Source organism: Bordetella tumulicola (assembly GCF_965138755.1).
Classification (GTDB): domain Bacteria; phylum Pseudomonadota; class Gammaproteobacteria; order Burkholderiales; family Burkholderiaceae_B; genus Bordetella_A; species Bordetella_A tumulicola.
The window spans coordinates 47,958-74,138 of the sequence record NZ_CBCSFP010000011.1 but is presented as its reverse complement, the minus strand read 5'-3'; the positions used below and the strand labels follow the sequence as shown (position 1 = coordinate 74,138).

The following is a 26,181-nucleotide window of genomic DNA, read 5'->3' as shown; positions in this document are numbered from 1 at the left end:
GCGTTCCCTGAGACAGGATGCCAGCATGACACCATTCGATAGCCGTGAGTTTCGCCGCGCGTTAGGCGCCTTTCCTACCGGCGTTACCGTCATTACCACACGCAATGCGCAAGGTGAGACCTTCGGCGTCACCGCGAATTCCTTTAGCTCGGTATCACTCGATCCACCGTTGATTCTGTGGAGCCAGTCCACCACCTCCAGCAGTTATCCCGTCTTTCGGGATTGCGAACGCTTTGTGGTCAATATCCTGGCGGACCACCAGATTCACGTCTCGAATCAGTTCGCCAAATCCGGCCCCGACAAGTTCCGCGAAGTCCCGATTACGCCGGGGCTGGGAGAAGTGCCGATTATTCAAGACTGTGCCGCCCATCTGGAGTGTGTGAAAATCGCCGCCTATCCCGGCGGCGACCATGTCGTCTATATCGGTCAAGTCGAGAAAATTTCCCGCAGCAGCCATCGCTCCCTGGCCTTTGCCGATGGGAAATACTTGATGACATATGCCCACGATCTGGGCGAAGTCGGCCACGCGGAAATCGGAACCGGCGGACTGGCGGCGCTAGAAACACAGCGCATCGCGACGGCGGCCTTGCCGGAAATCTGTGAACGCATCGGCCAGCGTACCGTCGGCCTGGCAGTCTGGGGAAACCAGGGCGCGACAATCGTACGTTGGGAACCCTCAAAGCAGCCGGTCAGTCCTTACCTGCAAGCCGGGGTGGTCGTCAGCTTGACCCAATCCGCCACCGGCCGGGCGTTTGCCGCATTCATGCCGCCAGACCAAACGCAAACCGCCATCGAGCAAGAACTCCAATCGCGGATGCGCAGCGGCCAACAGGATAACGGCAAATTTTCTCAACACCTGGCCGACGCCCAACGCTACGGGCTCGCGCGTGCCGTCGGCTCCGCCTCGTCCCCACGTCACAAGATCACGGTCAATGCCTTTAGCGCGCCCGTCTATGATGCGCGGGGAAACATGACACTGGCAATCTCCACCACCTGCGAATCCGACCGGCTCAGCCCGGACTGGGATGGCCCCGTTCCCAACGCCCTGCGCGAAGCCGCCCACGAGTTATCGTTGCGATTGGGTTATTCGGGCCGCCGGGATCGTGGCATCTGAGCGGTACGTGACGGATTTGCCTGACCATTTTCTTCTGTGCTAACATTCGGCCTCTTTGCAGGACAGTGGTGGCTGTAGCTCAGTTGGTAGAGTCCCGGATTGTGATTCCGGTTGTCGTGGGTTCGAGCCCCATCAGCCACCCCACTCCCTTGCACGCATTCCAGCCCCGGTTTCGGTCAGAAACGGGGCTTTTTTGTTGCCGGATCGCACCCAGACAAAGCCCCCCTTTCGGGGCGGCAACAAGCCAAAGGCGCAGCGTCGGAGCCTTTCTGTTGCTGCGCACAAAATGAAAACGCGCACGCCATTGCACACCGTCACCACCTTCAATCGCTCGCGCGGTTACCCGTCGTCATCTAACGTAGAAGCTTTAAGCCCGTTCAGCGTCGAGGCTTGGTATCCTTACGCACTCGCTATGCGTGGCGCGCATGGCATCACAAGGGAGTTTTCCAAGTCTATATGGACCGCTTCGACGAGCTTTGGCAAGAATATTGGCCCCACATTTTTTTCGGGGTGAGCTTGGTGGCCGGCGCGGGTGCTGCTATTCATGCCGCCATGACGAAACAAGACGTGCGCGCGGCCATTGGCTGGGTAGGGGTGGCATTGTTTTCCCCCTTGTTTGGCGCCATGTTTTATTTTGTGGCCGGGATCAACCGCATCCGCCATACGCGCGTGTCGCAACAACGCGACGAAGCGCGCCTGAACTACCACAGCCCCGAACAAGAATCCCTGCACGATGTGGTGCCCTATTCCAGCGCGCAATTTGCCTCGCTGCGAACCCTGGGTGACCAGATCAGCCAATTCTCCGTCGTAGGCGGCAATAGCGTGCGGCCCCTGGCCGGTGGCGATGAAGCCTATCCCGCCATGATGCAGGCCATCCGTCAGGCGCGCCATTGCATCGCCATGCAAAGCTATATCTTCGATAGCGATCCGATCGGCCGCGAAATGGCGCAAGCCCTGATCGAGGCCCACGAGCGCGGCGTGCAGGTGCGCGTATTGATCGATGCGATCGGCAGTAAATATTCTCGGCCGCCCATCGCGCGCATGTTGCACCGCGCAGGCGTGCGTGTCGCCCTGTTCATGACGAACCCGCTGGGCGTGTTGCGTATGCCCTACGCCAATTTGCGTAGCCACCGCAAAGTCCTGGTCGTCGACGGGACGTTCGGGTTTACCGGAGGCATGAACGTACGCGCGGCTTTTGTGCGTGCCCTGGAAGGCGACAAAACCAATCGCGATGTTCATTTCCAGTTGGAAGGCCCCGTCGTGGCGCAGTTGATGGCGGTCTTTACCCACGACTGGAATTTCACCACGCACGAATTGCTGAAGGGGGATCCGTGGTTTCCCGCGCCCGCCTCCCAAGCGGTGGGCAGCGTCCCCATGCGTTGCGTTCCTTCGGGGCCCGATCGTGCCGTGGTCGCCACCCGCAACATGCTGCTTGGCGCACTCGCGGTGGCCCAGCGACACATTCGTATTCAGTCGCCTTATTTTCTGCCAGACCAACCCCTGATTCTTGCGTTGGCGACGGCCGCGCGACGCGGCATTACCGTCGATGTCGTGATCCCCGCCCGCAACAATCTGCGCCTGATCAACTATGCCATGATGGCCCAACTGGATCAGATCGTACGTACGGGCTGCCGGGTATGGCGCGCCGTCGGGCCCTTTGATCATTCCAAATTAATGACCGTCGACGGTGCGTGGTCTTATATCGGGTCATCCAATATGGATCCCCGCAGCCTGCGGCTGAATTTCGAATTGGATACCGAAGTCTACGATCACGATTTGGCGCAATGGATCGGCTCTCGCATCGACGAACATATCGTGGGCGCCCGACAAGTAACGCTGGAAGACCTGAATCGACAGCCCTTTCTCAAGCGTCTGCGCAACAAAGTTATTTGGCTCGCGTCACCGTATTTGTAGCTTTCTCTATTTATAGTTTCTCCTATTCGTAGCTCCTGTTCCCAAAGGTTCCGCATGCAGACAGACTCGGCTTCTTCCGTGCAGCAGATTGGTATTCCTCGCGAGACTTTTCCAGGCGAAAAGCGTGTCGCGACGGTGCCCGATGTGGTGGAAAAACTGATCAAACTCGGTTTCCAGGTCGCCGTCGAGTCCGGCGCGGGCGACGCGGCCAACTTCAGCGACGAGACCTACCGTGCCGCCGGGGCAGACATCATTGAGGATGCCACAGCACTCTGGGCCACGTCCGACATTATCCTCAAGACGCGTCCACCCAGCCTTGACGAAGTCGCCCTGATGCGCGAAGGCGGGATTTTGATCGGTTTTGTCTGGCCGGCCCAGCATCCGGATCTGATGCAGCGACTGGCCGCCAAAAAAGCCACCGTGCTCGCCATCGACTGCCTGCCGCGTACGCTATCGCGCGCCCAGAAAATGGACGCACTCACGTCCATGGCGGGCGTCAGCGGCTACCGCGCAGTCATCGAGGCGGCGAACGCTTTTGGACGCTATTTCAATGGGCAGATCACGGCAGCGGGCAAAGTCCCGCCGGCCAAAGTGTTTATTGCGGGTGCAGGTGTAGCAGGCTTGGCCGCCATTGGTACAGCGGCCAGCCTGGGCGCGGTCGTACGCGCTAACGACACCCGTGCCGAGGTCGCCGACCAAGTCAAATCGCTAGGCGGCGAGTTCGTCAAAGTTGATTACGAAGAAGAAGGCGCGGGCGGCGGTGGCTATGCCAAAGTCATGAGCGAAGGCTTCCAGGCCGCGCAGCGCGAGATGTACGCCCAGCAGGCGAAAGAGGCGGACATCATCATCACCACGGCGCTGATCCCGGGCAAACCCGCGCCCAAGCTGATCACCGCCGAGATGGTGCAATCGATGAAGCCCGGCAGCGTCATCGTGGATATGGCTGCCGAACAGGGCGGCAACTGCGAACTGACGGTTCCGGGCGAGGCCGTGGTGCGCCATGGTGTCACCATCGTCGGCTACACGGACCTGGCCTCGCGGCTGGCGAAACAATCGTCCACCCTGTATGCGACGAATCTACTGCGCCTGACCGAAGAGTTGTGCAAGGCCAAAGACGGGCAAGCCGTCATCAACATGGACGATGATGCGATCCGGGGGCTGACCGTGGTTCACCAAGGTGCCATCACTTGGCCGGCCCCGCCCCTCAAGACGGCCGCGCCGGCGCCGGCCGCCAAACCGGCGATGCCGGCTCCCGAAAAAAAGGGCGCTCATGGCCATGGCAAGAGCGGACCCTTACCCGCCAAGACGCTTGCCATTATTTTCGCGGTCGCCGCGGTGGCGTTTTGGTTTATCGGCGCTTATGCCCCGACGGCCTTCCTCGGACACTTTACGGTATTTGTCCTGGCGTGCTTCATTGGCTACATGGTGGTGTGGAACGTCACGCCCGCCCTGCATACCCCGTTAATGAGCGTGACCAATGCCATTTCCAGCATTATTGCCATCGGTGCGCTGGTGCAGATCGCGCCCCCTACGGCGGGCGTGAACGACCGGCCCGATAGCCTGATTCATTGGCTGGCATTTGCTGCCCTTGTCCTGACGGCCATCAACATGTTCGGCGGCTTTGCCGTCACGCGTCGCATGCTCGCGATGTTCCGCAAATAACAACAAAGAAGAGAGACACCTTCCATGTCCCAAAGCCTCGCCACGGTCGCCTATCTTGGGGCCGCCATCTTATTCATCCTCAGTCTGAGTGGTCTATCTAATCCAGAAACCTCCCGTCGCGGCAATCTGTTCGGCATGATCGGCATGGCGCTGGCCGTGCTGGCGACCATCTTTGGCCCAAGCGTCAGCCCGTCAGGGATCGCCTGGATTGTCATCGCCCTGGTCGTCGGCGGCGGTATCGGCCTGTATGCCGCCAAAGTCGTGAAAATGACGCAGATGCCGGAGCTGGTCGCGCTGATGCACAGCCTGGTCGGTCTAGCTGCGTGCATCGTCGGTTTTGCCAGCTACATCGACCCCACCATGCAGTATCAAGGCGCAGAGAAAATCATCCACGAGGTGGAGATTTACATCGGCATCCTGATTGGCGCAGTCACGTTCTCCGGGTCCCTGATCGCGTTCGGCAAGCTCGCCGGCCGGATTGGCGGCAAGCCGCTGCTGCTGCCCGCGCGCCACTGGCTCAATCTCATTGCGCTGCTGGTCGTGATCTGGTTCGGCCGCGAGTTTCTGGCGGCCCCCGATGTCCAGGCCGGCATGCTGCCGCTGATCGTGATGACCGTCATTGCCCTCCTCTTCGGCATACATATGGTCATGGCCATTGGCGGCGCCGACATGCCCGTGGTGGTCTCCATGCTCAACAGCTACTCGGGTTGGGCAGCGGCCGCGACCGGCTTCATGCTGAGCAATGACCTGCTGATCGTCACGGGTGCGCTGGTAGGCTCGTCGGGCGCCATCCTGTCGTACATCATGTGCCAGGCGATGAACCGTAACTTTATCAGCGTGATCGCCGGCGGTTTTGGCTCGGGCAGTGGCACGCCCGCCAAAAAGAGCGATGCCGCGCAACCGCAAGGCGAAGTGGCGCCGATCAGTTCCGCCGAGACCGCTGATCTGTTGCGCGACGCCAAGAATGTCGTCATCGTGCCGGGCTACGGCATGGCGGTGGCGCAAGCGCAACACACCGTGAACGAGATCACGCAGACCCTGCGCGAAAAAGGCGTGAACGTTCGTTTTGCCATTCACCCCGTTGCGGGCCGCATGCCGGGCCATATGAACGTCTTGCTGGCCGAGGCCAGAGTGCCCTACGACATCGTGATGGAGATGGACGAGATCAATGACGATTTCCCCGACACCGACGTCGCGATCGTCATTGGCGCTAATGACATCGTCAACCCCAGTGCCGCCGAAGATCCCGCCAGCCCGATCGCCGGCATGCCGGTCCTTGAAGTCTGGAAGGCCAAGAACTCGATCGTGATGAAACGCTCAATGGCCTCGGGTTATGCGGGCGTGGACAATCCGCTGTTCTACAAGGAGAACAACGCCATGCTGTTTGGTGATGCCAAGAAGATGCTCGATGAAGTGCTGGTGGCGCTGAAGGGCTAGGCCCCTTACGCAGCCGGAACGGGGTAATCGATCATCGCTGATGAATGCCCCTGCGCCGATTACGGGAAGAGCCCGTGCCAAATCTGGTCCGCCCTACACGATTCGAACGTGTGACCGCTCGCTTAGAAGGCGAGTGCTCTATCCAACTGAGCTAAGGGCGGGGACTTTTGCCGTGCGTATGATAACGCGCGGCAATTGTAGCGTGTCTGCCATCGGAACTGTGCCCATGCGGCACTTCGGACACGTCGGCAAGTAGCCCGCGCCGATTCAGCCCCGCCTGGGCCAAAATCAGGCACAACACACCTTTTAATAAAGACACAACCCTTACAATTTACATGCGGTTGCAGTAGGTCGCGGCTGCAATGCTACAGTGCCTCGTCGTTATATCGTTTCTCGATCATGTTCCCGGATATCCCTACCCCGTTGTCTCCCGTGCTACGCCCCCTGGTTTTGGCAACCTTGCTCGCCGCCGCCATGCCGGCGACAGCAGGGATTACCTATCAACTGGAACGGCCTTCGGCCGCGCCGGGCGAAACAGTCCAAATCCAGGCTGTCCTATTCAACGATGGAAATGTGGCCACCCACTGGCGGCCGCCTAATCAACTAGTCGTACAGTGGCGCAGCGCAAACGGTTCGGTCATCCGCAGCGTGGCGACCCTGGCCAGCGAGCAGGCGCCCCTGAACGTTCCCGTGAACAATTTTGCCCGCGTGGCCTGGAGCACGGTGGTGCCGCGTGACGCCATGGGTCTGCAAGCGCTGTCCGTCGAGGGCGAGCCCACCATGATGGCGCTGGATGTCACCGGCCGGGAAACCGGCACGCTGGCCAGCACCCCCGCGCAGAGTCCGGTGGTCGACGCCAGCACGGGCGAACCGCTACCCGTGGCCGCCGTCACCGCGACCGGCGCAATGCCCGATGGGGGGCCGTCGCCTGACGCGGCGGCCACTGCGCACCTGGGAAATCAGCCGACCGCGTTCGATGCGTTCCGCGGCGCGCTCTCTGAGTACCAGCCGATCTACTTTGATATCGGCACGCGTGGCACCACCACGGCGCGCTTTCAGATCAGCGCCAAATATCGCTTGTTCAACCCGACGAGCGGCCGCGCGCCCACCTTTGGGCAGAATTTCTACATTGGCTATACACAACAGTCCTTATGGGATCTGGAAGACGACTCGATGCCGTTCATCGACACGACGTTCAATCCTAGTCTGTTCTGGCTGTCCGAGAATATCTGGAGCTCGGATGACCAACAGTGGCGCGTGGGGCTCAATACCGGGATTGAGCATATGTCAAACGGCAAGGACGGCGAAGATTCGCGTTCACTCAATGATGCGTATGTGCAGCCGGCCCTCAACTACCGCTTTGCAAGCGGCAGCACGCTGACATTCGCACCCAAGATAAAAGCCTATTTTGCAGTCGAGGACGAGAACTCGGACTACCGGGACTATGCCGGGAACGTGGACTGGAATCTACGCTGGGCGCAAGATAACGGCGCCGTCGTCTCCGCCATGTATCGCCAGGGCGCGAGCCGTCATCGCGCGACGCAGATCGATTTTGCCTGGCCGCTCAAGCGCACGTGGCTAAATATGAACGGCTACTTGCACCTGCAGTATTTCAACGGGTATGGGGAAACGTTGTTGGGCTACAACCAGCGCAATGAGTCGCAATTCCGCATTGGCTTGTCACTGGTGCCTTGACATGGCGATGGCGGGCTAACTGCTGTTGGCTCGCCACTGGAACCACGACGCTCGAAAAGTTCGATATTCGTACGCCTTCAAGCACGCTTGCCTGAAATCGTCGACAATCCCGTTCAGGCTAATCGCCTTTAAGGCGGGCCACTGACAGAATACGGAGACGATGTTGGCCAGGACACAGATAGGAAGTTGGTATTTTGGGTGGAACATCGTTGCGGCGGCCACCCTGCTGACTTTGCTGACAGTGGGCATGCGCATGGGCGTAGGCCCATTTTTTCTGCCCATTGCGCAAGACTTGGGTTTTAGCCGCAGCCTGCTGTCGGGCATCGTGGCCATCGGCATGCTGTGTTACGGACTGGCCATGCCACTGGCCGGCATGATGGTGGCCCGCTTCAGTACGCGTTTTGTCTTGCTTCTGGGCACCGCCATCGTGATCGGGTCGATCATCTGGAGCGTCAATGCGCGCGACCCGATCAGCTTCTTTTTCTCTTTCGGTGTGCTGCTGTCTATCGGATTGGGCTTTACCAGTCCTGTCACCCTGACGCCGGTATTGACCCAGTGGTTCACACGACAACGCGGCATGGCGTTGTTCTTTTTGTCGACCGGATCCATGGCCGGGATCGCCATCATGACCCCGGTACTGACCTTCGCCATCGAAGCGACCAGTTGGCAAACGACGCTGCTGGGCTTTGCGGTGGTGTTTACGGCGATCACGGTTCCTATTGCGCTATACGTGATTCGTGACCAGGCGCCTGAACATGCGGACCTGAGGCCCGAAGATATCGCATCCAAACCCAGCAACCGCCGCGCCGCGCCGGCTCAAAGCCTGAGCTTTCGCGAGGCCATCCGCACGGCGCCCTTCTGGAAGATCACCCTGGGACTCTTTGCCTGCGGCTTTAGCATGAACCTGCTTGGCACACACGGCATGCCCATGCTGATGGACCACGGGTATGACGCCAAGACGAGTTCGCTGGGCATCGGTTTGATTGGATTAGTCGCGATTTTCAGCACCCTGGTGATGGGCCGTCTCTCGGACGTGCTGCCACGACGAAAAATTTTGGCCGTGATTTATTTGATCCGCGGCCTGGGTTTTTTTGCGCTCATGGTGGTCGGCTCTCATTGGGAGCTCTATATCACGGCCGCCATCGGCGGCCTGGTGTGGGCAGGCAGTATCGCAATGTCATCGGCCATTCTGGCTGACATCTATGGCGTGCGCATCGTCGGCGTGCTGTATGGCAGCGCCTATCTGGGCCATCAGGTCGGGGCGATGATCAGCTCTTGGCTGGGTGGGTGGGGTTACGAAACCTTCGGCACGCACTGGGTGGCCTTTGGTACCTCGGGGGCTATTTTGCTGGCGGCTGCCGTTATTGCGCTGCGCTTGCCCGTGCAAGGTTTCACGTTGATGGCGACACCGAAGCTGGCGCATTGAGCGGACCGTTCATCCAGCGCCACAGGGTCGAGCGACTGACGCCCAGGCGGCGCGCCGCCNGTTGACGATTGCCACCGCACGCCTCCAGCGCCTGCATGGCACGCGTATGCAATGATGCTCCGTCCGTATCGGCGTCCACCATCGATGCATCGCTAAAAAGCTCCGGGCAGTCATGCCGCAACGCGTGATAATCGATCTCGTCGGGATGCGCATACTGCGATAGAAACACGGCGATTCGTTCGCTGATGTTTTCCAGTTCGCGTACATTCCCTGGCCAACGATAGCGCTTGATTTGCGGCAACCACGGCGCAATGAGGTCGGCAGTGTGGCCGTCGATGTTTGCCCCCAGGCGCTCAAGGCAACGGCTCACCAGGGCCTGCAAAAGCGGCCCGATATCCTCGACCCGGTCACGCAGCGCAGGCAACGCCAGACGCAAGGTATTAATGCGGTAATACAGGTCTTGCCGAAAGCGTCGCTGGCCAATCATGTCGTGCAGCGGTTGATGCGTGGCAGCGATGATGCGCACGTCAACGGGGATGGCCGAGGTCGCACCGACACGCGTGATTTCGCGTTCTTGCAGCACGCGCAGCAGGCGGCTTTGCAAGGGCAATGGCATATCGCCGATTTCATCCAGGAACAACGTCCCGGTATGCGCGGCCTCGAACAAGCCGTGTTTACCGCCACGTCGAGAGCCCGTAAACGCGCCCTCTTCGTAGCCAAACAGCTCGCTTTCCAGCAAGGACTCGGGGAAAGAGGCGCAGTTCACCGCCACAAACGGCCGATCCGCACGCCGGCTTTCGTTATGGATTGCTTGTGCAAAGAGCTCTTTGCCCACACCGCTCTCGCCCGCGATCAACACCGTTAAGTCGGTCTGTGCGTAACGGCGCGCGGCCTGTACCGCCCGTAAAAAGTCCGGGCTTTGGCCGATCAGTTCATCAAACTGGTATTTCGCCGTGTTTTGCCGACGACGCTGTTGCACCCGCAGGCTTGTGTCGGCCTCATGGATACGGCCTGCGTCATAGAGCGTGAGCGCCGCCCCCACAATGACGCCGCGCTCGCGAATGGCCGTACGGTTGACCACCCAGTCTCTCCCGCCCAAGCGCTGCAAGCCGGCGCTTTCTTGCTGACCGGTGTCCAGCGTGGCACGCAGTGTCAGCTCTGGGCGCAATTGATCCAGCGGTTTTTCTTTCAACGCATCGGTATCCAACTCCAGCAATCGCTGCATCGGCGGATTCAGAGCAATAATGCGATGCTCGCGGTCCACGGCAAGCACGGCGTCTTGCAAGCTATGCAACACGCCATTGAGCTGCTCGTAGCGGCCGGCCTCCAGACGCGCAACCCGGGCCAGTTCGATCGCATCGTCAATGCCTTTGCGCACACTGGTCAGCGAATATGCCAGCAAACCGTGCAAACCGGCCTGCTCCGCCAGCTCGACCACCAGACTGGAGCCCACGATGACCTGGAAGTTCTCGCGGCGGAGTTGCTCGAATCGCTGGCGCGCGTCGTCGGGCGTTTGATAGGCCTGCTGCACAATCTCGATATTCAGCAGGTCTTTCACGGCGTCCAACTCTGGAATCGTGCGCCCGTACATCACCACACCCACCCGATCCGCGATCCGCCGTGCCTGAATCAGGGCCTGCAGAATGTCAAAGCCGCCCAACTGGATCGTGGCCACCGGCGCCTGCAGGCCCGCCCGCAGAATGCTGGCGTTAGACCCGGCACTGACAAACGCATCCACCAAGCCGCGGTCGAGTCGATCCTGGGCAATGGCAAGCGCCCCTCCAAAGGTGCCATCCACGACCTCGATCTGGGCACGGCCGGTGTACTCGGCCACGACCGGCATGGCGAACTCCCGGATCTTTCGGTAGCTGACAAAACACAAACGCGGTAAATCGGCGCGGGGAGTCGAGTTGGGGTAGCTCATGGCAGTTGATAACGTTTCAGCGAGACATCAGAACGTTTCAATTATGTCTCATGAAACGAAAATATCAAACAAAGGAAATAAACCTCTATTAAATTCAATAACTTATAAACCCGGAACATCTGGCACGTAGTTTGCTATATAAGAAGTTTTACGCCATACCTCGGAGACTCGCCTTGGCGCTCGAACACATTACCGTGCTGGATTTGACTCACATGCTCTCGGGCCCCTACGGCACCATGCTGCTGGCCGACATGGGCGCACGCACCATCAAAATCGAGCCACCCGTCAGTGGCGAGGGCACGCGCCGCTTGCTGGAACATGATCCCGACTATTCCCGCGACGGCATGGGCGCCTATTACCTCACGCTAAACCGTAATAAGCACAGCGTATGCATCGACCTGAAAAGCGCCGACGGCCTCGCGGTGTTTAAAGACTTGGTGCGCAACGCCGATGTGGTGTTCGATAACTTCGGCGTCGGTGTCACACAACGACTGGGCATCGATTATGCCGCGCTGTCGGAAATCAACCCGGGCATTATCACGTGCTCGGTCACGGGCTTTGGCAGTACGGGGCCCAACACGAAACGCCCCGCCTTTGATCAGGTCGTGCAGGCGATGGGGGGCGGCATGTCAATCACCGGCACCCCCGAAACCGGCCCCACTCGCAGCGGAATTCCGATCGGGGATCTGGGCGGTGGCGTGTTTGGCGCCATGGGGGTCCTGGCGGCGCTGGCCGAGCGTACGCGCACCGGACGCGGTCAGCATGTCGACGTCTCGATGCTCGACTGCCAGATCTCGCTCCTGAACTACATGGCGACCATGCAACTGATGTCGGGCATCGTGCCCGAGGGCATCGGCAACGGCCATTTTGTGCACGTGCCTTATAACAGCTATCCGACGCAGGACGGCTACGTCATCGTGGCATGCATCGGCGATCCCTTCTGGCAGCGTTTTCTGGAATTTATCGACCAGCCCAGCCTGCGCAAACCCGAATACGACCGGCAACCCGGTCGTTTCGCAGCGAAAGCGGAAATTGACGCCACGATCAGTGCCGAGTTCCGCAAACAGCCCACGGCATATTGGTTGGAGAAACTGTCCGCGGCGCGCATACCGTGCGGCCCCGTCAACAATTTCGAGCAAGCGCTGAACGACACGCAAGTGCGCGCACGCGACATGGTTGTAGACGTCCCACTGAAATCCGGAGAGACGATCCAGATGCCCGGCAATCCCATCAAACTCTCTGCCGCGTCCCCCGAAACCTTTAGCGCCCCGCCCACGTTGGGGGAACACACGGACAGCGTACTGGGCGAGCTGGCCGGCTACGACAGCGAACGCCTCGCCGCCCTGCGCGATGCCGGCGCGATTGCCTGATCAGGAGCCCATCATGTCCACGGATACCCTGATCATTACGGATGTCGCCCCGCGTGATGGCCTGCAAAACCAGCAGGTTCCGGTGTCGACCGAGGCCAAACTGAAACTGATCCAGTTATTGCACGAAGCGGGCGTCGCCAGCATCGAGGCCACCAGTTTTGTGTCGCCCAAAGCCGTCCCGCAAATGGCGGACGCCGCCGACGTGATTGCCGGCGTCAATCGCCAACACCCCGAACTGCGCGTGTCGGCCCTGGTTCCCAATCAAAAGGGCCTGGAACGCGCACACGCTGCCGGCGCGCGCGAAGTAGCGGTCGTCTTGTCAGCCACCCAAACGATGAACGAAAAGAACATCAATATGGACCTGGCACGTGCGACGGCCGTCTGCGAAGAAACCCTGCACGCCGCACATGAACTCGGCCTGCGTACGCGCGCCTACGTGGCCGTGGCCTTTGACTGCCCCTTCGAAGGGCCGACGCGGTTGGAAACCGTAGTGGATCTGGCCGAGCGCATGAACCGGGCGGGCGCCCAAGAAATCGTCATCGCCGACACCATCGGCTCTGCTTCGCCGGGCATGGTCAAGAGCCATTTTGAAGCATTGGGCAAGACACTGCCCCTGCATAAACTGGCTGCACATTTTCATGACACGCGCGGCATGGCCAGCGCCAATGCCTGGGCCGCGATACAGGCAGGTGTTCGACGCTTTGATGCCAGCGTGGGAGGCATCGGCGGCTGTCCCTTTGCCCCCGGTGCGGCAGGCAATGCGGCCACCGAAGACCTGGTACTGATGGCCGAGCGTAGCGGTTTCAAAACAAACATTTCGATCCCTGGCTTGTTGCAGGCGATCGATTTTGCCGAAGCACAACTAGGCAAGGCGCTGGGCGGACGCAGTATCGCCTGGTTAAGGCGCCAACACGCCAAGCGAAGCACCCTGTAAGACAACCAATAAAACACGACTCAAAACAACATAAAGCAGGAGACATTGACCATGCCCCACTCTCACCCCGCCTCGATGCATTCGCGTCTGCTGCGCCGCGCCCTGGCCCCCCTATGCGCCGCGCTCGCGTTCATCAGCCCGGCAACGCATGCCGCAGAAACCGCCGCGCAATATCCGTCGAAACCCATCCGTCTCATTGTGCCGTTCTCGCCCGGCGGCGTCACGGATACGGGGGCTCGCATCGTTGCCGACAAGCTCGGTCAAAAACTGGGCCAGCAAATCATCGTCGACAACAAGCCGGGTGCCTCGGGCAACATCGGCACGCAAATGGCGGCCCAGGCCGAACCGGATGGGTACACCCTGGTCGTGGGCTTTGATGGCACATTGGTCATCAACCCGCACGTGAGCAAGAATATTCCTTTTGACACGTTGAAAGATCTGGCACCGGTTAGCAAAATCGGCGATGCCGCGTTGATCCTCGTGGCCAATCCGAAGCTTCCCGTCAATACATTTGAAGAGTTGATCGCCTACTCCAAAACACAACCCAACGGTGTGTCGTATGGCAGCGCCGGGGTAGGCAGTACGCCTCACCTGGCGGGCGAACTGCTGCGCGAGCGTACGGGAATCAATTTGGTGCACATCCCCTACAAGGGTGGCGGTCAGGCCATGGCCGATGTCGTGGGTGGCACGCTGCCACTGTTGTACACCGCAGTCGCGGGTGCCTATCCCTATGTCGAACGCAAGCAACTCAAAGCGATCATTGTCAGCACGGACAAACGACTCGCCTCGCTCCCCGATGTGCCTACCGCCGCGGAATCCGGCGTCAAGGATTTCGTCGTCAACTCGTGGGTCGGGATCCTGGCTCCCGCCAAAACTCCGACGGACATCATCGCCAAGTTGCAAGGCGCGATCAATGAGGTTGTGCATGCGCCCGACACGCAAGAGCGACTGGCCGGGCTAGGCATTACCGCATCCGGCAATACGCCGGAGGAATTCGGCAAGCAAATCGCTGCCGACCTCAAGACCTACGAAACGATCGTCAAAAACGCCAATATCCAAGCCAAGTGATCGCGTGTGCCGATCTGTGCAACGCTGTGCTGCGCGAGACCGGCAACACCTAATACGAAAAACCAGCCGGCAACGTCCGTAGCCCCTGCGGCGTACGAATGTGCGCCAACAAGTGCGGTGGCGCGCCGGCTGGCAAAGCATGCAGCTGCACGTTGCCGGCAAAATTCAACGTATCCAGTGCGCTGCGCATCTGGTCGACATGGGGGTGAAAGACCTCCAGCGCCTGAAGCTGGCAGCCCATATCCTCAAGCACCGTCGCCGGATGCGGTGTGGCATCCCATTGAATCAAGGTCGGTGTCGCGCCACCGTCCGGCAGACTGCCATCATCAGGGATCGTAATGCGCCAGGCCAACGCCCCTCGCGTCATGGCCTCGATCGGACCCGTGTCCCAGGGACACGCCGCCTGAGCGGCAATGATATCGTCAGTGCGCACAACCCACGTCGCCAGGCGCGGCGGCGATTGCGGCGTGATCTGATCCAGTTCAAACCAGCGTGCTCGTTGCGGCGTGGCTGCATCGGGGTCGACCGCGATGACTTCCAGATAGATGTCGGGTCCCAGCCGCAGCAATCTGTTGTGTGTGCCCATCCGCGGATGCTGTCCGCCGGGCTGTAGCGTCACGCCCAAGGCCTGTTCAACAAAACGAACGCCGCTATCCAGGTCTGCCGCCGCGACGGCAATATGATCAAGAAAAGACTGCATGAAAAATCCCTTAGTTGCGCCGTCCGCCCAAACCTGCCTCGAGCGGCAGGCCAAGGCCTGCCNCCCACCGCGCCACGGGACGGCATTACCCACCGTGCCCGCGACATTGTCGACGATCATCTGAAGCGACGCGCCGGGTGACATGCCCTTAAATATGCAGGGCGTGACCCAACGCGCGCAATGCGGCTTCTTGTATGGCTTCGCCGAGAGTGGGATGCGCATGAATCGACCCCGCGACATCTTCCAGCCGCGCACCCATTTCCAGTGACTGCCCAAACGCCGCCGACAGCTCGGATACGCCACGTCCCACCGCTTGCCAACCCACGATCAGATGATTGTCACGGCGCGCCACTACACGTACAAACCCCTCGGTGGACTCCAGCGTCATGGCACGACCATTGGCGGCGAACGGAAACAGACCTACCAGGCAATCCAGCCCCGCCCCCTGAGCCTGCTGGGGAGCCAGTCCGGCGGTAACAATCTCCGGGTCGGTAAAGCACACGGCGGGAATCGCGGCGGGCGTAAAACGACGTCGTTGCCCCGCCACTACTTCCGCGACCATTTCGCCTTGCGCCATCGCACGATGTGCCAGCATAGGCTCGCCGGCGATATCGCCAATCGCCCAGACATTACGCATTGAGGTGCGGCACTGATCGTCAATCCGCAGCGCATTGCCGGCACGATCCAGGTGCAGGCTTTCCAGGCCCCACCCTTGTGTACGGGGCCGACGCCCAATGGCCAGCAATACTTGGTCTGCCGGCAACACCGTCTCGAGCCCCGAGGCATCCTGCACGCGCACGCCATCTCCGGCCGCCGTGAGCCCGAGGACTTTACGTTCCAGAGACAGCACAATCCCCATGCGGGTCAACGCGGTGGCCACCGGCTTGGTCAATTCGGCATCGTAGGTTGGCAAAATGCGATCCTGGGCCTCGACCACCGTCACCTCGGCGCCCAATTTGCGATAAACGGTGCCAAGCTCCAGCCCGATATAACCGCCCCCGACGACGACCAATCGGTCGGGAATTCGAGATGGGGACAAGGCCTGCGTCGACGAAATCACCCGGCCGCCAAACGGCATCGATGGCAACGGCATGGGCTCTGATCCAGCGGCCAACAGGAGATGTTCGCACTCGATACGCTGAACGCCTTGTTCGGTATCGACCTCAACGGTTTTACCGTCGAGCACACGCGCCCAGCCGCGTACCAGCTGCACGCCGTTTTTCTTGAGCAAGGCTGTCACGCCGCCCGTCAATCGGCTGACGATGCCATCTTTCCAGGCCACGGTCTGGCTGATATCGATGGCTGGCGCTTGTACCGAAATACCCAGTGGCGACGCGTCGGCATACTCGCGTGCCCGCTCGAATTCGCCAGCGGCATGAATCAACGCCTTGGACGGAATGCAGCCAATGTTCAAGCACGTACCACCGGGTTGATCGCCCTCGACGATAATCGTGGGCACCCCCAATTGACCTGCGCGGATCGCGGCCACGTAGCCACCCGGCCCGCCACCGATCACCAACAGGGTTGTATTCAACGTCTCGCTCATGGCGTCTCCACGAAGAGTAATGCGGGCTGTTCGAGCAGCGCACGCACCGCCTGAATAAACTGGGCCGCATCCATGCCGTCTACCACGCGGTGATCGAACGACGAGGAAAGATTCATCAATTTACGAGGGACGACGACCCCTTGCCGGATCGCCGGTCGTTCAACGATACGGTTGACGCCCACGATCCCCACCTCGGGATGATTGATGACGGGCGTACTGACAATCCCGCCCAGGGCGCCCAGGCTCGTTAGCGTGATCGTCGATCCACTCAACGCATCGCGCTCGGCCTTGCCACTGCGCACAGCTTGAGCCAGGCGTGCGATCTCTTGTGCGATCGACCAGATATCGAGCGTCTCGGCATGACGCAACACAGGCACGATCAAACCCGCGTCCGTCTGCGTGGCCACGCCCAGATGCACGGCCCCATAACGAGTTACCACGCCTGCGTCGTCGTCATAGCGCGCGTTGATTTGCGGAAAGTCGCGTAAGGCAATGACCATCGCGCGCGCGAGCAACGGCAGTAATGTCAGCTTGCCACGCGATTCGCCAAACTTGCGATTGAGTTGCGCACGCAGGTCCTCGATCTCGGTAACGTCGATTTCCTCGACGTAACTGAAATGCGGAATACGGCGCTTGGACTCTTGCATCTTTTGCGCGATCTTGCGACGCAAGCCCACCACGGGGATTTGCTCCTCGTCGTGACGTTCGCGATAACCGGATGACAGCGTCGACGGCGCGGCGCCTTGCCCTTGCACATAGGCGTCCAGGTCCTCATGCAGGATGCGGCCCGCGGGGCCCGAGCCCTGCACATAGCGCAATTCGATACCCAGGTCCCAGGCACGTTTGCGTACGGCGGGCGAGGCCAAGGGCCGCTCGCCAGGCTGGCGTGGCNGCGCGGGCTGCCGCGCAGCCGATCTCGTTGCAGCATACGAATGCGTGGCGTTTGACTGGCCCGGTGCCGATGTGGCGGCGCCACTGCGCGTATCCGGGTTTGCAGCACCTGCCTTCGCATTTGCGTCGACGTCTTTCGCGACCGGATCCGCCGCACGCGTGCCGGCAATTGCCGGGGAGGCCCCGCCCTCTGTCAGCGCCTCGGCCGTCGATGCAGATGCGGCGCCCGTCGTGGCGGCAGTCGGCTGACCTGGCGGCCCCGATGCGACATCACCTTTGTAATTACCCGCACCCTCGACCTCTAGCCGAATCAACTCGCCACCGACGGCCATGACGTCGCCGACATTACCGCCCAGCGCCATCACTTTACCCACCACGGGTGATGGAATCTCGACCGTCGCCTTGTCGGTCATGACGTCGGCCAAGGGTTGATCCTCGGCCACGGTGTCGCCCACCTTGACATGCCAGGCGACTAATTCGACTTCGGCAATCCCTTCGCCGATGTCGGGCATCTTGATGATATGAATTCCCATGTCATGCCTCCATCACGCGTCGGAACGCCGCGCCCACGCGGGCTGGCCCTGGAAAATACGCCCACTCTTGTGCATGCGGATAGGGTGTATCCCAACCCGTCACACGCTCGATAGGTGCTTCCAGATGATGAAAGCAATGCTCTTGCACCAACGAAATCAACTCGGCCCCAAAGCCGCAAGTACGCGTGGCTTCGTGCACCACGACGCAGCGTCCCGTCTTGCGCACCGAGTCCACGATCGTGTCGAGATCCAGCGGCCACAGCGTGCGCAGGTCGATGACCTCGGCATCCAGCCCGGTTTCCTCGGCGGCGGCCAGCGACACGTGCACTGTGGTGCCGTAGGTCAATACCGTCAGCGCGTCACCCGGCCGCACAATCGAGGCCGCCCCGAGTGGCACCGTGTAATAGCCCGTGGGCACCTGGCTGGCAGGATGCTTGGTCCAAGGCGTCACGGGACGATCATGATGGCCATCAAAGGGGCCGTTATACAAACGCTTGGGCTCCAGAAAGATCACGGGATCATTGCTTTCGATCGCCGCGATCAACAAGCCCTTGGCGTCGTACGGATTGGACGGCAACACGGTACGCAAACCGCAAACCTGCGTGAACATCGCCTCGGGGCTTTGGCTGTGCGTTTGTCCACCGTAGATCCCGCCGCCGCAGGGCATGCGGATCGTCATCGGCGCAATAAACTCGCCCACGGAACGGTAACGCAGCCGCGCGGCCTCTGAGACGATCTGATCCGATGCCGGATAGAAATAATCGGCAAACTGAATCTCGCAGATGGGCCGCAGGCCATAGGCCCCCATGCCGACCGCAACACCCACAATACCGCCTTCGGAAATCGGCGCGTCAAAAACGCGGGAAGCTCCATACTTGGTCTGCAGGCCCTCAGTGCAGCGAAACACACCCCCAAAATAGCCTACGTCCTGGCCGAACACCACCACGTTGTCGTCGCGTTCCAGCATGACATCCATGGCGGAGCGCAATGCCTGAATCATGGTCATCGACGTCGTCGCCGGACCCATATGTTTATCGTTCGTCAAGATCAGACCCCCAGCTCTTGGCGCTGCCGGCGCAAATGTTCCGGCATGTCTTCGTAGACATCTTCAAAAATACTGGCGGCACTCGGCACATGCCCACCGACCATCGTGCCAAAATTCTCGGCCTCTTTTTGGGCGGCCAGGATTTCAGCTTCGAGCTCGGCTTTCAACGCATCATGCTGAGCGTCCGACCAGATCCCCAGACTGATCAAATGTTTTTTGAACCGGGCAATCGGATCGCCCAAGGGGAAATGACTCCAGTCATCGCCAGGCCGGTATTTGGTGGGATCGTCCGACGTAGAGTGCGGGCCTGCCCGATACGTCACCCACTCGATCAAGGTCGGCCCCAGATTGCGGCGCGCACGCTCGGCCGCCCAGTGCGACGCGGCGTAGACGGCCAGGAAATCATTGCCATCCACACGCAACGACGCAATCCCGCAGCCGACGCCACGCCCCGCAAACGTCGTACCCTCGCCGCCGGCAATCGCCTGAAACGTCGAAATCGCCCACTGGTTATTCACCACGTTCAAAATCACCGGCGCGCGATATACATGGGCAAAGGTCAAGGCCGTATGAAAATCCGCCTCAGCTGTTGCGCCGTCGCCGATCCACGCGGAAGCGATCCGCGTATCACCCTTGATCGCCGACGCCATCGCCCAGCCCACCGCCTGAATAAACTGCGTCGCCAGGTTGCCCGAGATTGTGAAAAAACCCGCCTCACGCTTGGAGTACATCACAGGTAACTGGCGCCCCTTGAGCGGGTCACGCTCATTGGACATCAACTGGCACATCAGCTCGACCAGCGACACGTCGCGCGTGAGCAAAATGCTCTGCTGGCGATAGGTCGGGAAACACATGTCGCCCTGCTCCAGGGCCAGTGCATGCGCCGTACCGATGGCCTCTTCGCCCAGGCTTTGCATATAGAAGGAGATCTTCTTTTGCCGCTGTGCCGTCAGCATGCGGGCGTCGAAAATGCGCGTCTTCAACATCGCGCGCATCCCGGCATGCAACGTGTCGGCGTCCAACTGCGGCGCCCAGGGACCACGCGCCTGCCCTTCGTCGTCGATCACGCGTACCAGCCGATACGCCAGATCGCCGGTATCGATAGCGGTCACATCAATAGGGGGTTTGGGGACTTCGCCGGCAGGCGAAAGGGACAGGTACGAGAAATCAGTCTTGCAACCCGGACGCCCGGTGGGCTCGGGGACATGCAGTTTTAGTGGGCCATACTGGCTCATGATGTTTGTCTCCACGCTTGATTGTGTCTTGCGTTCTTGCTTTGCAAAAGCCAAATGCAGGAGGTAACCGCGCACTTGACTGCCACCGGATCGCGCGCGGGGGTAATGCTACGCGTCTGGCAAAAAGCAGATTAGCACAAGCCGCCGGTCGATTTTGAAATGACCAGTCAGACACCTGAGCTGGAGGACAACAAATAGGGGAAATCCGGGCCCCTCGGGACAGGATTCCCCGGGGGAGCCTTCGGCCCCCGCCAAGACGGCTATCGAGCCGCGGACATCGCTTTCAATTCCGCGCAGGTCTTTTCCTTCTCTGCGGCGCTGAGTTGAGCGAGTTTCTTTTTGGCACCGTCGTAGGCCGAGGAAAAAACGGTATCGAACTCGGCCGAGGCAACCCCCATGCCGGCGGACGTGGCCTTTTGTTGGGCTTTCATTTCGTCGAGCTGAGTCGCGGTGTAATCCCCGCAAAATTCGGCGGCAGCGTGCATCTGACCGCTGAATCCAACCAGCGCGGCGGAATTCTGTTGCGCGCAGGCTAGCCCCGCACCCATCGCCAAGACCGACCCCATGACAAGCGCCACTGGTTTTCCAAAAGAGATCGACTTAAATTTGAACGACAACATGGCGGACCCCAAAAATGCGCGTTGAATATCGGCGCTTGATTGTTACGAAGGAAAAAAGTGTACCCGACCCAAGCCTGACCGGCGCCTGCCGCCTCGCGCAACGCCACGCGCCGTAGGTCCGAAACTTGCTGGCTGCGTACCACACATGGGAGAACCCAGATGAACGCCATCGAACAAGTCGCTACATTCATGCGTGAGCACAATCTGACGCTGGTGACGGCCGAGTCATGCACCGCTGGTCTGATATCCGCGACGCTCGCCGACGTACCTGGTGCGGGCAGCCTATTGGACTGTGCATTCGTCGTGTACTCCGTCGATGCAAAGAAACGCTGTCTCGGCGTGCCTCAGTCGACGCTAGCGGCCCATAATCTGACTAGCGAAGCCGTGGCACGCGAGATGGCACTTGGCGCGGCTCGTAAAAGCCCTGCCAATGTCGCCGTTGCGAATACGGGAGTTACCGATGACACAGACGGCAGCGTTCCAAGCGGCACGCAGTGCTATGCGTGGGTTTTTAAAAATGGACCTGCCGATGCCCACCCTACTGTATACACGGCGACAAAACGCTTCAGCGGCGACCGCAACCGCATCCGCGAGGCGAGCGCCGAATTCGCTTTGTGCGCAATCGTGGAGCACTTCTTAGCGCGTCAAAGCGGCCTACAGCCGTAGGCTTGCTGGTCACGGGACCAACGAAATAGGACGTCGGGGGAGGTTATACGCGATGTGCCCCTCACGCCCGCTACGCCTTTACCGTGCCGGACCAGAACCGGTGCGACCTTGATTCAGGTAGTCGTCCAGCGCGTGCACTTCCCGTGCTACCTCGTGCCATACCCAGCGAATCACGCCGATCGCGTCCCTTTCGGACGCATCACAGCCCCTAGTGCGCACGGCTTCTTCAATAGCGTCGTCCAACCCCTTCAGAGAGGCGTCCAGTCTGTGACGCGATGGCGCAGCATCCCGCTTTCGCAGCGCGTCCGCCAAGTCGCCGAGCTGCTGCTTGAGCGCCTGCGCCACTTCCTCCAGCGCAGGACTGAGGCAAGCACAAAGACGGTGCGAGAGCACGAAGTTTCCCGTTCGCTCCATCAGCGGCGCGGTACGCCAAAGGCTTTCAATCCGATTCTGCAAGCGATCAACCGACGCATGTGAATACACCATGTCCAGCGGGAAAGAACACGCTTGCGCGGCCATGTCGCGCGCCTGTCCACGTGTCCGCTTCATAACCGGAGGCTCGTGCAGCGGCGGATGCTCACGTGCGTCGTTGAATGTGGACACCCAGTCGACGAGCATTTCGCCATAGGCCTCGATTGACGCCGCCAGGTTCATGCGTACGCTGCGCCGGGCCGACAGCGGCAGAACGGCGGCGGCGGCCAGAATGCCCGAGGCAGATCCGATGAGAATGGCTACGCCCTTGTGAATAGCACCGCCCAAAATGTCGTTGTCAGGCATCACGGTCAATATGGTAACCGTGACCAGACTGTAGCTCAGCATGGGCCACCGCATCGACAGATAGGCTGCTGCCCCTACGCCTGCCGTGATACGCCATGTCGGGCCAACCCCGGCGGCATTAGCCACGAGTACCAGGGACACACCGAGCACCACCCCGATCAAAGCACCAAGAATACGTGCCGAGGCTTCTCCGATGGTTCCTTCGACGCTGGCTCGCACAACGAATAGCGCTGAGAACGCACCCCAGGCGATCTCGGGCAGCGCCTGCCATCGCATCCACACATAAACGAGCACCACCGCAACGACCGTCTGCAAAGACAGCCGAACGGCGTCAGCCTCGATGATCGTTCGACATTTCTCCGCCGATCTCAAAAATCGGGTGGATAGGGACGATCGATCAGTTTCGGAATGGTTCGGCACAGATAATAGGACGGTAGGTTCATCAGAGCATCGGACGCTAGCAAGTCCCATGCCGCGCGATTCGCGACACTTAGCCGCTCGGTGAGCCATCTTAATTTTTCGTTGTCGTATGGCGTGCGCAACAGTTGTGCCTCGTCGTCGAATCGGTCCCGGCACCCAAAGCACGATTGTTCTTCGCGGCGACCGTGACAAATCTGATCGTCAGTCGACGTGAAACGTACCTTGAATCACTGACCGAAGCTCATTCGTTACGGGATGCTGTGAGCCAGCCCGCCACGCTAAGTGGAGCTCCACAGTGAGCCCCGTGGCGTCGTCCAATGGCCTGAAAACAACATCTTGATACCCTAACCGCATTGAGGACTGTGGAACGAGAGCCAACCCTATTCCGGCATCTACCAGCGAGAGGATGGAGTGCGTATGACTCAATATCTGTACGGTCAGCGGCACCACGCCTTGAGTGCGCAAGCGTCCAGCAACCACCTCGTACAGGTAACGAGACTCAGAAGGGCAAAACTCGATGAAGGGCTGGCCTTCCAGGGACGCGAGGGGAACCGTTTTTGCTTGTGCAAATGGATGATGACGGTGTAATGCGAGAACAAAAGGCTCACGGATCAGTACGCTGCTGTCCGTGAAGCTGCGTGGGGCAAATGGTCGGACTATCCCTAGTTCGATGCGGTCCGCGCCAATGGCCTCAATTTGGTCCGCAGTCTGCATCTCTCGCAAAAGAACATGGATGCACGGTAGCGCAGATTTGATCGCACTGAATAACCGTGGCAGCAGCGTAAAACACGCCGCCGGAATGAAGCCGACGGTCACACTACCGGCGTCTGCACGCAGCGCACGACGGGCGGCGAGAGTGGCTGCCTGGCTGCGTCGCAGGATGTCCTCGGCTTCCCGTTGAAACACGGTCCCGGCATGTGTCAACCGAACTGTTCCACCAGCACGCTCCAAGAGCGTGACACCCAACTCATGCTCCAAGAGTTGAATTTGCCGAGTCAGCGGTGGCTGGGTCATGTTCAGAAGTTTGGCCGCTCGTCCAAAATGTAATTCGGTAGCGACCGCAACGAAACAGCGGAGATGGGTCAGTTGAAACATGGCGATGCGGATTTTGAATTGCGTGATTCTATGTTCGGATTGGACGCGAGCTTAAGCGACTTTTAGAGTAGCAGGTTCTGACACTCGTTCCTCTGGAGAGAAGCATGAGCCATTTTCAAGGTGCCGCGTTACGCACGGCCCTGAACGGCATTTCGGGTATTTTGGTAACACCTTTCGACGCTGACGACCGCATCATTGGGGCGCCGCTAAAACCTATTGTGGATCGGGCCGTCGAAGCGGGCGTACATGTCTTAGTCGCCAACGGCAACACCAGTGAATTTTATGGCCTGCAGGCAATAGAGGCCGAGCAGATGGTCAACATCGCTGCCGAGACCGTCGATCGCCGGGTGCCGTTGCTTGCCGGCGTTGGCCGCAGCGTGCATGAGGCCTGCTCGTTGGCTCGCGCCTCTCGTAAAGCGGGCGCGGATGCATTGATGGTGCACCAGCCGCCGGATCCCTTTGTCGCCCCTCGCGGCGTGGTGCGCTACGTGCGTCAGATTGCCGACGCAGCCGAGGGCCTACCGCTGGTGCTCTATCTTCGCAACGAGAACATCGGCCTGGCCGCGGTAGAGGAACTGTGCCGTATTCCAGAAGTTATCGGTGTGAAATGGGCCTCGCCAACCCCGCTGATTCTCGCCGAAGCCATACGCCGCACCGCTGACCTCGGGCTTGCCTGGGTGGGTGGCCTGGCTGAAGTATGGGCGCCGCCATTGTGCGCGGTAGGTGCGCGAGGGTTCACGTCTGGGCTGATCAACGTCATGCCGGAACGCTCTGTAGCCATCTACAACGCGCTGGAGAAGTCCGACTACGGCCAAGCCATGCGCCTCATCGAGGAAATGCTGCCTTTCGAAGAATTGCGTGCGCAAGAAAATAACGGAACTAACGTCACCGTCGTCAAGACCGCGCTTCAGATCATGGGTAATGACTGCGGCGCCACCCGTGCGCCGTCGGCTTGGCCGCTGCAAGATGCACAGCGCCATCAACTTGACGCCCTAATGCAAGGATGGTCGCTGGTCTCGTAATCAGCTATCGCTTATTTATTTTTTCTACAAAAAATCGAGACAAATTATGCTTATTCGTCGCCCCCTCCTGGGTCTCGCCACCTGCCTCGCGCTTGCTGCTACCGTACACGCCGAGAGCTTTCCCACTCAGCCCATCAACATTGTGGTGGGTTCGTCCGCCGGCAGCGCTACAGATGGGCTAGCTCGCGCCATCGCTCAGGAAATAACTCAAGAGACCGGAGAAGCGGTCGTGGTGGAAAATCGCGCGGGCGCATTCGGTAGCATCGCGGCCCAGTATGTAGCGCGTTCGCAGCCGGACGGCTATACGGTCTTCATCACGACGAACACCACGCAGTCGGCCAATCCGCACTTAATGAAGAAGCTCTCTTATGACCCCATGAAGGACTTTGCGCCAGTCTCGATGTTGACCAAGGGGTACCAGCTTCTCGTCGTTAACCCCCAGGTCAAGGCCAACACCATGGCGGAGCTGATAGCACTGGCCAAAAAAGAGCCGGGCAAGCTGAACTACGGTTCGGGCAGCTCGTCGGCCCGCGTCGCCACAGAACTCTTCCAACAAATGACCGGCACGCGTTTCAACTATGTGCCCTATAGGGCCAATCCGCCTGCGGTTCTGGACTTGGTAGCGGGACAAACCGATCTGATGATCGTTGATCTAGCCACAAGCCTGCCGCAAGTGAAAGGCGAGAAGTTGCGAGCGTTGGGCGTCAGCAGCCCGACAAGCTTGGCCCTCGTTCCCGAGGTGCCTGTCATCGCGGACTCGCTGCCAGGCTACGAGTTCGGGTTCTGGAACGCGTTATACGCACCGGCGAACACGCCCGAGCCCGTCATCAAGCGCCTGAACGAACTGGTAAAGCACGCATTGGAAAAGCCTTCCGTACGCCAGGTTGTAGAGCAGGCGGGAATGGAAGTCGAACTATCGACGCCCGAACAATTGCAAGCTTTTCAGTTGTCCGAACTGGAACGCTGGGGACAAATCATAAAGACAGCAGGCATCGAAGCTGAGTGAGGGAGCAATCTGACTAACCGCTCTGAAGCGCCCGGCAGGGTACTCGCGGTGTGAGAATAAATTGCGAAACACCGCAGTGCG

Annotated in this window: 21 protein-coding genes, 2 tRNA genes and 2 pseudogenes; 13 read left to right on the top strand and 12 right to left on the bottom strand. The window is 60.1% G+C overall.

What is annotated here, in order from left to right; all coding sequences use genetic code 11:
- The first annotated feature begins 25 nt into the window (after positions 1-25).
- From ACNAZS_RS21545 to pntB, 5 genes are all read left to right on the top strand, one after another.
- Positions 26-1,114, top strand: a complete 1,089-nt coding sequence (locus ACNAZS_RS21545; RefSeq protein WP_415792570.1) for a flavin reductase — start codon at positions 26-28, stop codon at positions 1,112-1,114.
- A gap of 68 nt (positions 1,115-1,182) precedes the next feature.
- A tRNA-His gene (locus tag ACNAZS_RS21540) sits at positions 1,183-1,258 on the top strand.
- A 312-nt stretch (positions 1,259-1,570) separates the two neighbouring features.
- A complete protein-coding gene (locus tag ACNAZS_RS21535; RefSeq protein ID WP_415792569.1) occupies positions 1,571-3,028 on the top strand; it encodes a phospholipase D-like domain-containing protein in 1,458 nt (485 codons plus the stop codon).
- A gap of 54 nt (positions 3,029-3,082) precedes the next feature.
- Positions 3,083-4,690: a Re/Si-specific NAD(P)(+) transhydrogenase subunit alpha gene (locus tag ACNAZS_RS21530; protein ID WP_415792568.1), complete on the top strand. Its 1,608-nt coding sequence runs from the start codon at positions 3,083-3,085 to the stop codon at positions 4,688-4,690.
- A 24-nt stretch (positions 4,691-4,714) separates the two neighbouring features.
- The gene (pntB, locus tag ACNAZS_RS21525) at positions 4,715-6,127 is read left to right on the top strand and encodes a Re/Si-specific NAD(P)(+) transhydrogenase subunit beta (RefSeq protein WP_415792567.1); all 1,413 of its coding nucleotides are present in this window, start codon (positions 4,715-4,717) and stop codon (positions 6,125-6,127) included.
- An 84-nt stretch (positions 6,128-6,211) separates the two neighbouring features.
- On the opposite strand, the gene ACNAZS_RS21520 is transcribed toward pntB, so the two are convergent.
- A tRNA-Arg gene (locus ACNAZS_RS21520) sits at positions 6,212-6,288 on the bottom strand.
- Positions 6,289-6,526: 238 nt separating this feature from the next.
- Between ACNAZS_RS21520 and ACNAZS_RS21515 the strand changes: the two genes are divergently transcribed.
- Both ACNAZS_RS21515 and ACNAZS_RS21510 read left to right on the top strand, forming a co-directional pair.
- A complete protein-coding gene (locus tag ACNAZS_RS21515) occupies positions 6,527-7,822 on the top strand; it encodes a phospholipase A (RefSeq protein WP_415792566.1) in 1,296 nt (431 codons plus the stop codon).
- A 160-nt stretch (positions 7,823-7,982) separates the two neighbouring features.
- Complete coding sequence (locus ACNAZS_RS21510) at positions 7,983-9,248, top strand: MFS transporter (RefSeq protein WP_415792565.1); 1,266 nt, start codon at positions 7,983-7,985, stop codon at positions 9,246-9,248.
- On the opposite strand, the pseudogene ACNAZS_RS21505 reads toward ACNAZS_RS21510, so the two are convergent.
- Positions 9,214-9,307: pseudogene (locus tag ACNAZS_RS21505) on the bottom strand (hypothetical protein); the annotation flags it as partial. The gene ACNAZS_RS21510 and the pseudogene ACNAZS_RS21505 sit on opposite strands and share 35 nt — an antisense overlap.
- A 1-nt stretch (position 9,308) precedes the next feature.
- The coding region (prpR, locus tag ACNAZS_RS21500) for a propionate catabolism operon regulatory protein PrpR (protein ID WP_415792564.1) at positions 9,309-11,172 on the bottom strand (1,864 nt) is incomplete at its 3' end.
- Between the two features lie 173 nt (positions 11,173-11,345).
- Between prpR and ACNAZS_RS21495 the strand changes: the two genes are divergently transcribed.
- From ACNAZS_RS21495 to ACNAZS_RS21485, 3 genes are read left to right on the top strand one after another with little or no spacing between them, the layout of a single operon-like run.
- Positions 11,346-12,542 (top strand): CaiB/BaiF CoA transferase family protein, encoded by a 1,197-nt coding sequence (locus ACNAZS_RS21495; protein ID WP_415792563.1) that lies wholly within the window; start codon positions 11,346-11,348, stop codon positions 12,540-12,542.
- Between the two features lie 13 nt (positions 12,543-12,555).
- Complete coding sequence (locus tag ACNAZS_RS21490) at positions 12,556-13,476, top strand: hydroxymethylglutaryl-CoA lyase (RefSeq protein WP_415792562.1); 921 nt, start codon at positions 12,556-12,558, stop codon at positions 13,474-13,476.
- 51 nt (positions 13,477-13,527) lie between these two features.
- Positions 13,528-14,544: a Bug family tripartite tricarboxylate transporter substrate binding protein gene (locus ACNAZS_RS21485; RefSeq protein WP_415792561.1), complete on the top strand. Its 1,017-nt coding sequence runs from the start codon at positions 13,528-13,530 to the stop codon at positions 14,542-14,544.
- A gap of 49 nt (positions 14,545-14,593) precedes the next feature.
- Here ACNAZS_RS21485 and ACNAZS_RS21480 read toward each other — a convergent pair whose 3' ends face one another.
- From ACNAZS_RS21480 to ACNAZS_RS21450, 7 genes and pseudogenes are all read right to left on the bottom strand, one after another.
- Positions 14,594-15,244, bottom strand: a complete 651-nt coding sequence (locus ACNAZS_RS21480) for a VOC family protein (protein ID WP_415792683.1) — start codon at positions 15,242-15,244, stop codon at positions 14,594-14,596.
- A 148-nt stretch (positions 15,245-15,392) separates the two neighbouring features.
- A complete protein-coding gene (lpdA, locus tag ACNAZS_RS21475; protein WP_415792560.1) occupies positions 15,393-16,790 on the bottom strand; it encodes a dihydrolipoyl dehydrogenase in 1,398 nt (465 codons plus the stop codon).
- Positions 16,787-17,681 (bottom strand): annotated as a pseudogene (locus ACNAZS_RS21470) (dihydrolipoamide acetyltransferase family protein); the annotation flags it as partial. The pseudogene ACNAZS_RS21470 and the gene lpdA, both read right to left, overlap by 4 nt.
- A 1-nt stretch (position 17,682) precedes the next feature.
- Positions 17,683-18,214: biotin/lipoyl-containing protein (locus ACNAZS_RS21465; protein WP_415792559.1), on the bottom strand; the 532-nt coding region annotated here is incomplete at its 3' end.
- A gap of 1 nt (position 18,215) precedes the next feature.
- Positions 18,216-19,241: an alpha-ketoacid dehydrogenase subunit beta gene (locus ACNAZS_RS21460; protein ID WP_415792682.1), complete on the bottom strand. Its 1,026-nt coding sequence runs from the start codon at positions 19,239-19,241 to the stop codon at positions 18,216-18,218.
- 20 nt (positions 19,242-19,261) lie between these two features.
- Complete coding sequence (locus tag ACNAZS_RS21455) at positions 19,262-20,494, bottom strand: 3-methyl-2-oxobutanoate dehydrogenase (2-methylpropanoyl-transferring) subunit alpha (RefSeq protein WP_415792558.1); 1,233 nt, start codon at positions 20,492-20,494, stop codon at positions 19,262-19,264.
- A gap of 260 nt (positions 20,495-20,754) precedes the next feature.
- A complete protein-coding gene (locus tag ACNAZS_RS21450; RefSeq protein WP_415792557.1) occupies positions 20,755-21,114 on the bottom strand; it encodes a hypothetical protein in 360 nt (119 codons plus the stop codon).
- 159 nt (positions 21,115-21,273) lie between these two features.
- Here ACNAZS_RS21450 and ACNAZS_RS21445 point away from each other — a divergent pair, with 159 nt between their 5' ends.
- On the top strand, positions 21,274-21,780 hold the full coding sequence (locus ACNAZS_RS21445; protein WP_415792556.1) for a CinA family protein: 507 nt from the start codon (positions 21,274-21,276) through the stop codon (positions 21,778-21,780).
- 78 nt (positions 21,781-21,858) lie between these two features.
- Here ACNAZS_RS21445 and ACNAZS_RS21440 read toward each other — a convergent pair whose 3' ends face one another.
- Both ACNAZS_RS21440 and ACNAZS_RS21435 read right to left on the bottom strand, forming a co-directional pair.
- Positions 21,859-22,872 carry an FUSC family protein gene (locus ACNAZS_RS21440; RefSeq protein WP_415792555.1) on the bottom strand — a complete coding sequence of 338 codons (1,014 nt, stop codon included), beginning with the start codon at positions 22,870-22,872 and terminating at the stop codon, positions 21,859-21,861.
- A gap of 306 nt (positions 22,873-23,178) precedes the next feature.
- A complete protein-coding gene (locus ACNAZS_RS21435; protein ID WP_415792554.1) occupies positions 23,179-24,072 on the bottom strand; it encodes a LysR family transcriptional regulator in 894 nt (297 codons plus the stop codon).
- 104 nt (positions 24,073-24,176) lie between these two features.
- Here ACNAZS_RS21435 and ACNAZS_RS21430 point away from each other — a divergent pair, with 104 nt between their 5' ends.
- On the top strand, positions 24,177-25,094 hold the full coding sequence (locus tag ACNAZS_RS21430) for a dihydrodipicolinate synthase family protein (protein ID WP_415792553.1): 918 nt from the start codon (positions 24,177-24,179) through the stop codon (positions 25,092-25,094).
- A 46-nt stretch (positions 25,095-25,140) separates the two neighbouring features.
- Entirely contained in the window at positions 25,141-26,100 is a 960-nt protein-coding gene (locus tag ACNAZS_RS21425) for a Bug family tripartite tricarboxylate transporter substrate binding protein (protein ID WP_415792552.1), read from the top strand.
- The last annotated feature ends 81 nt before the right edge of the window (positions 26,101-26,181 follow it).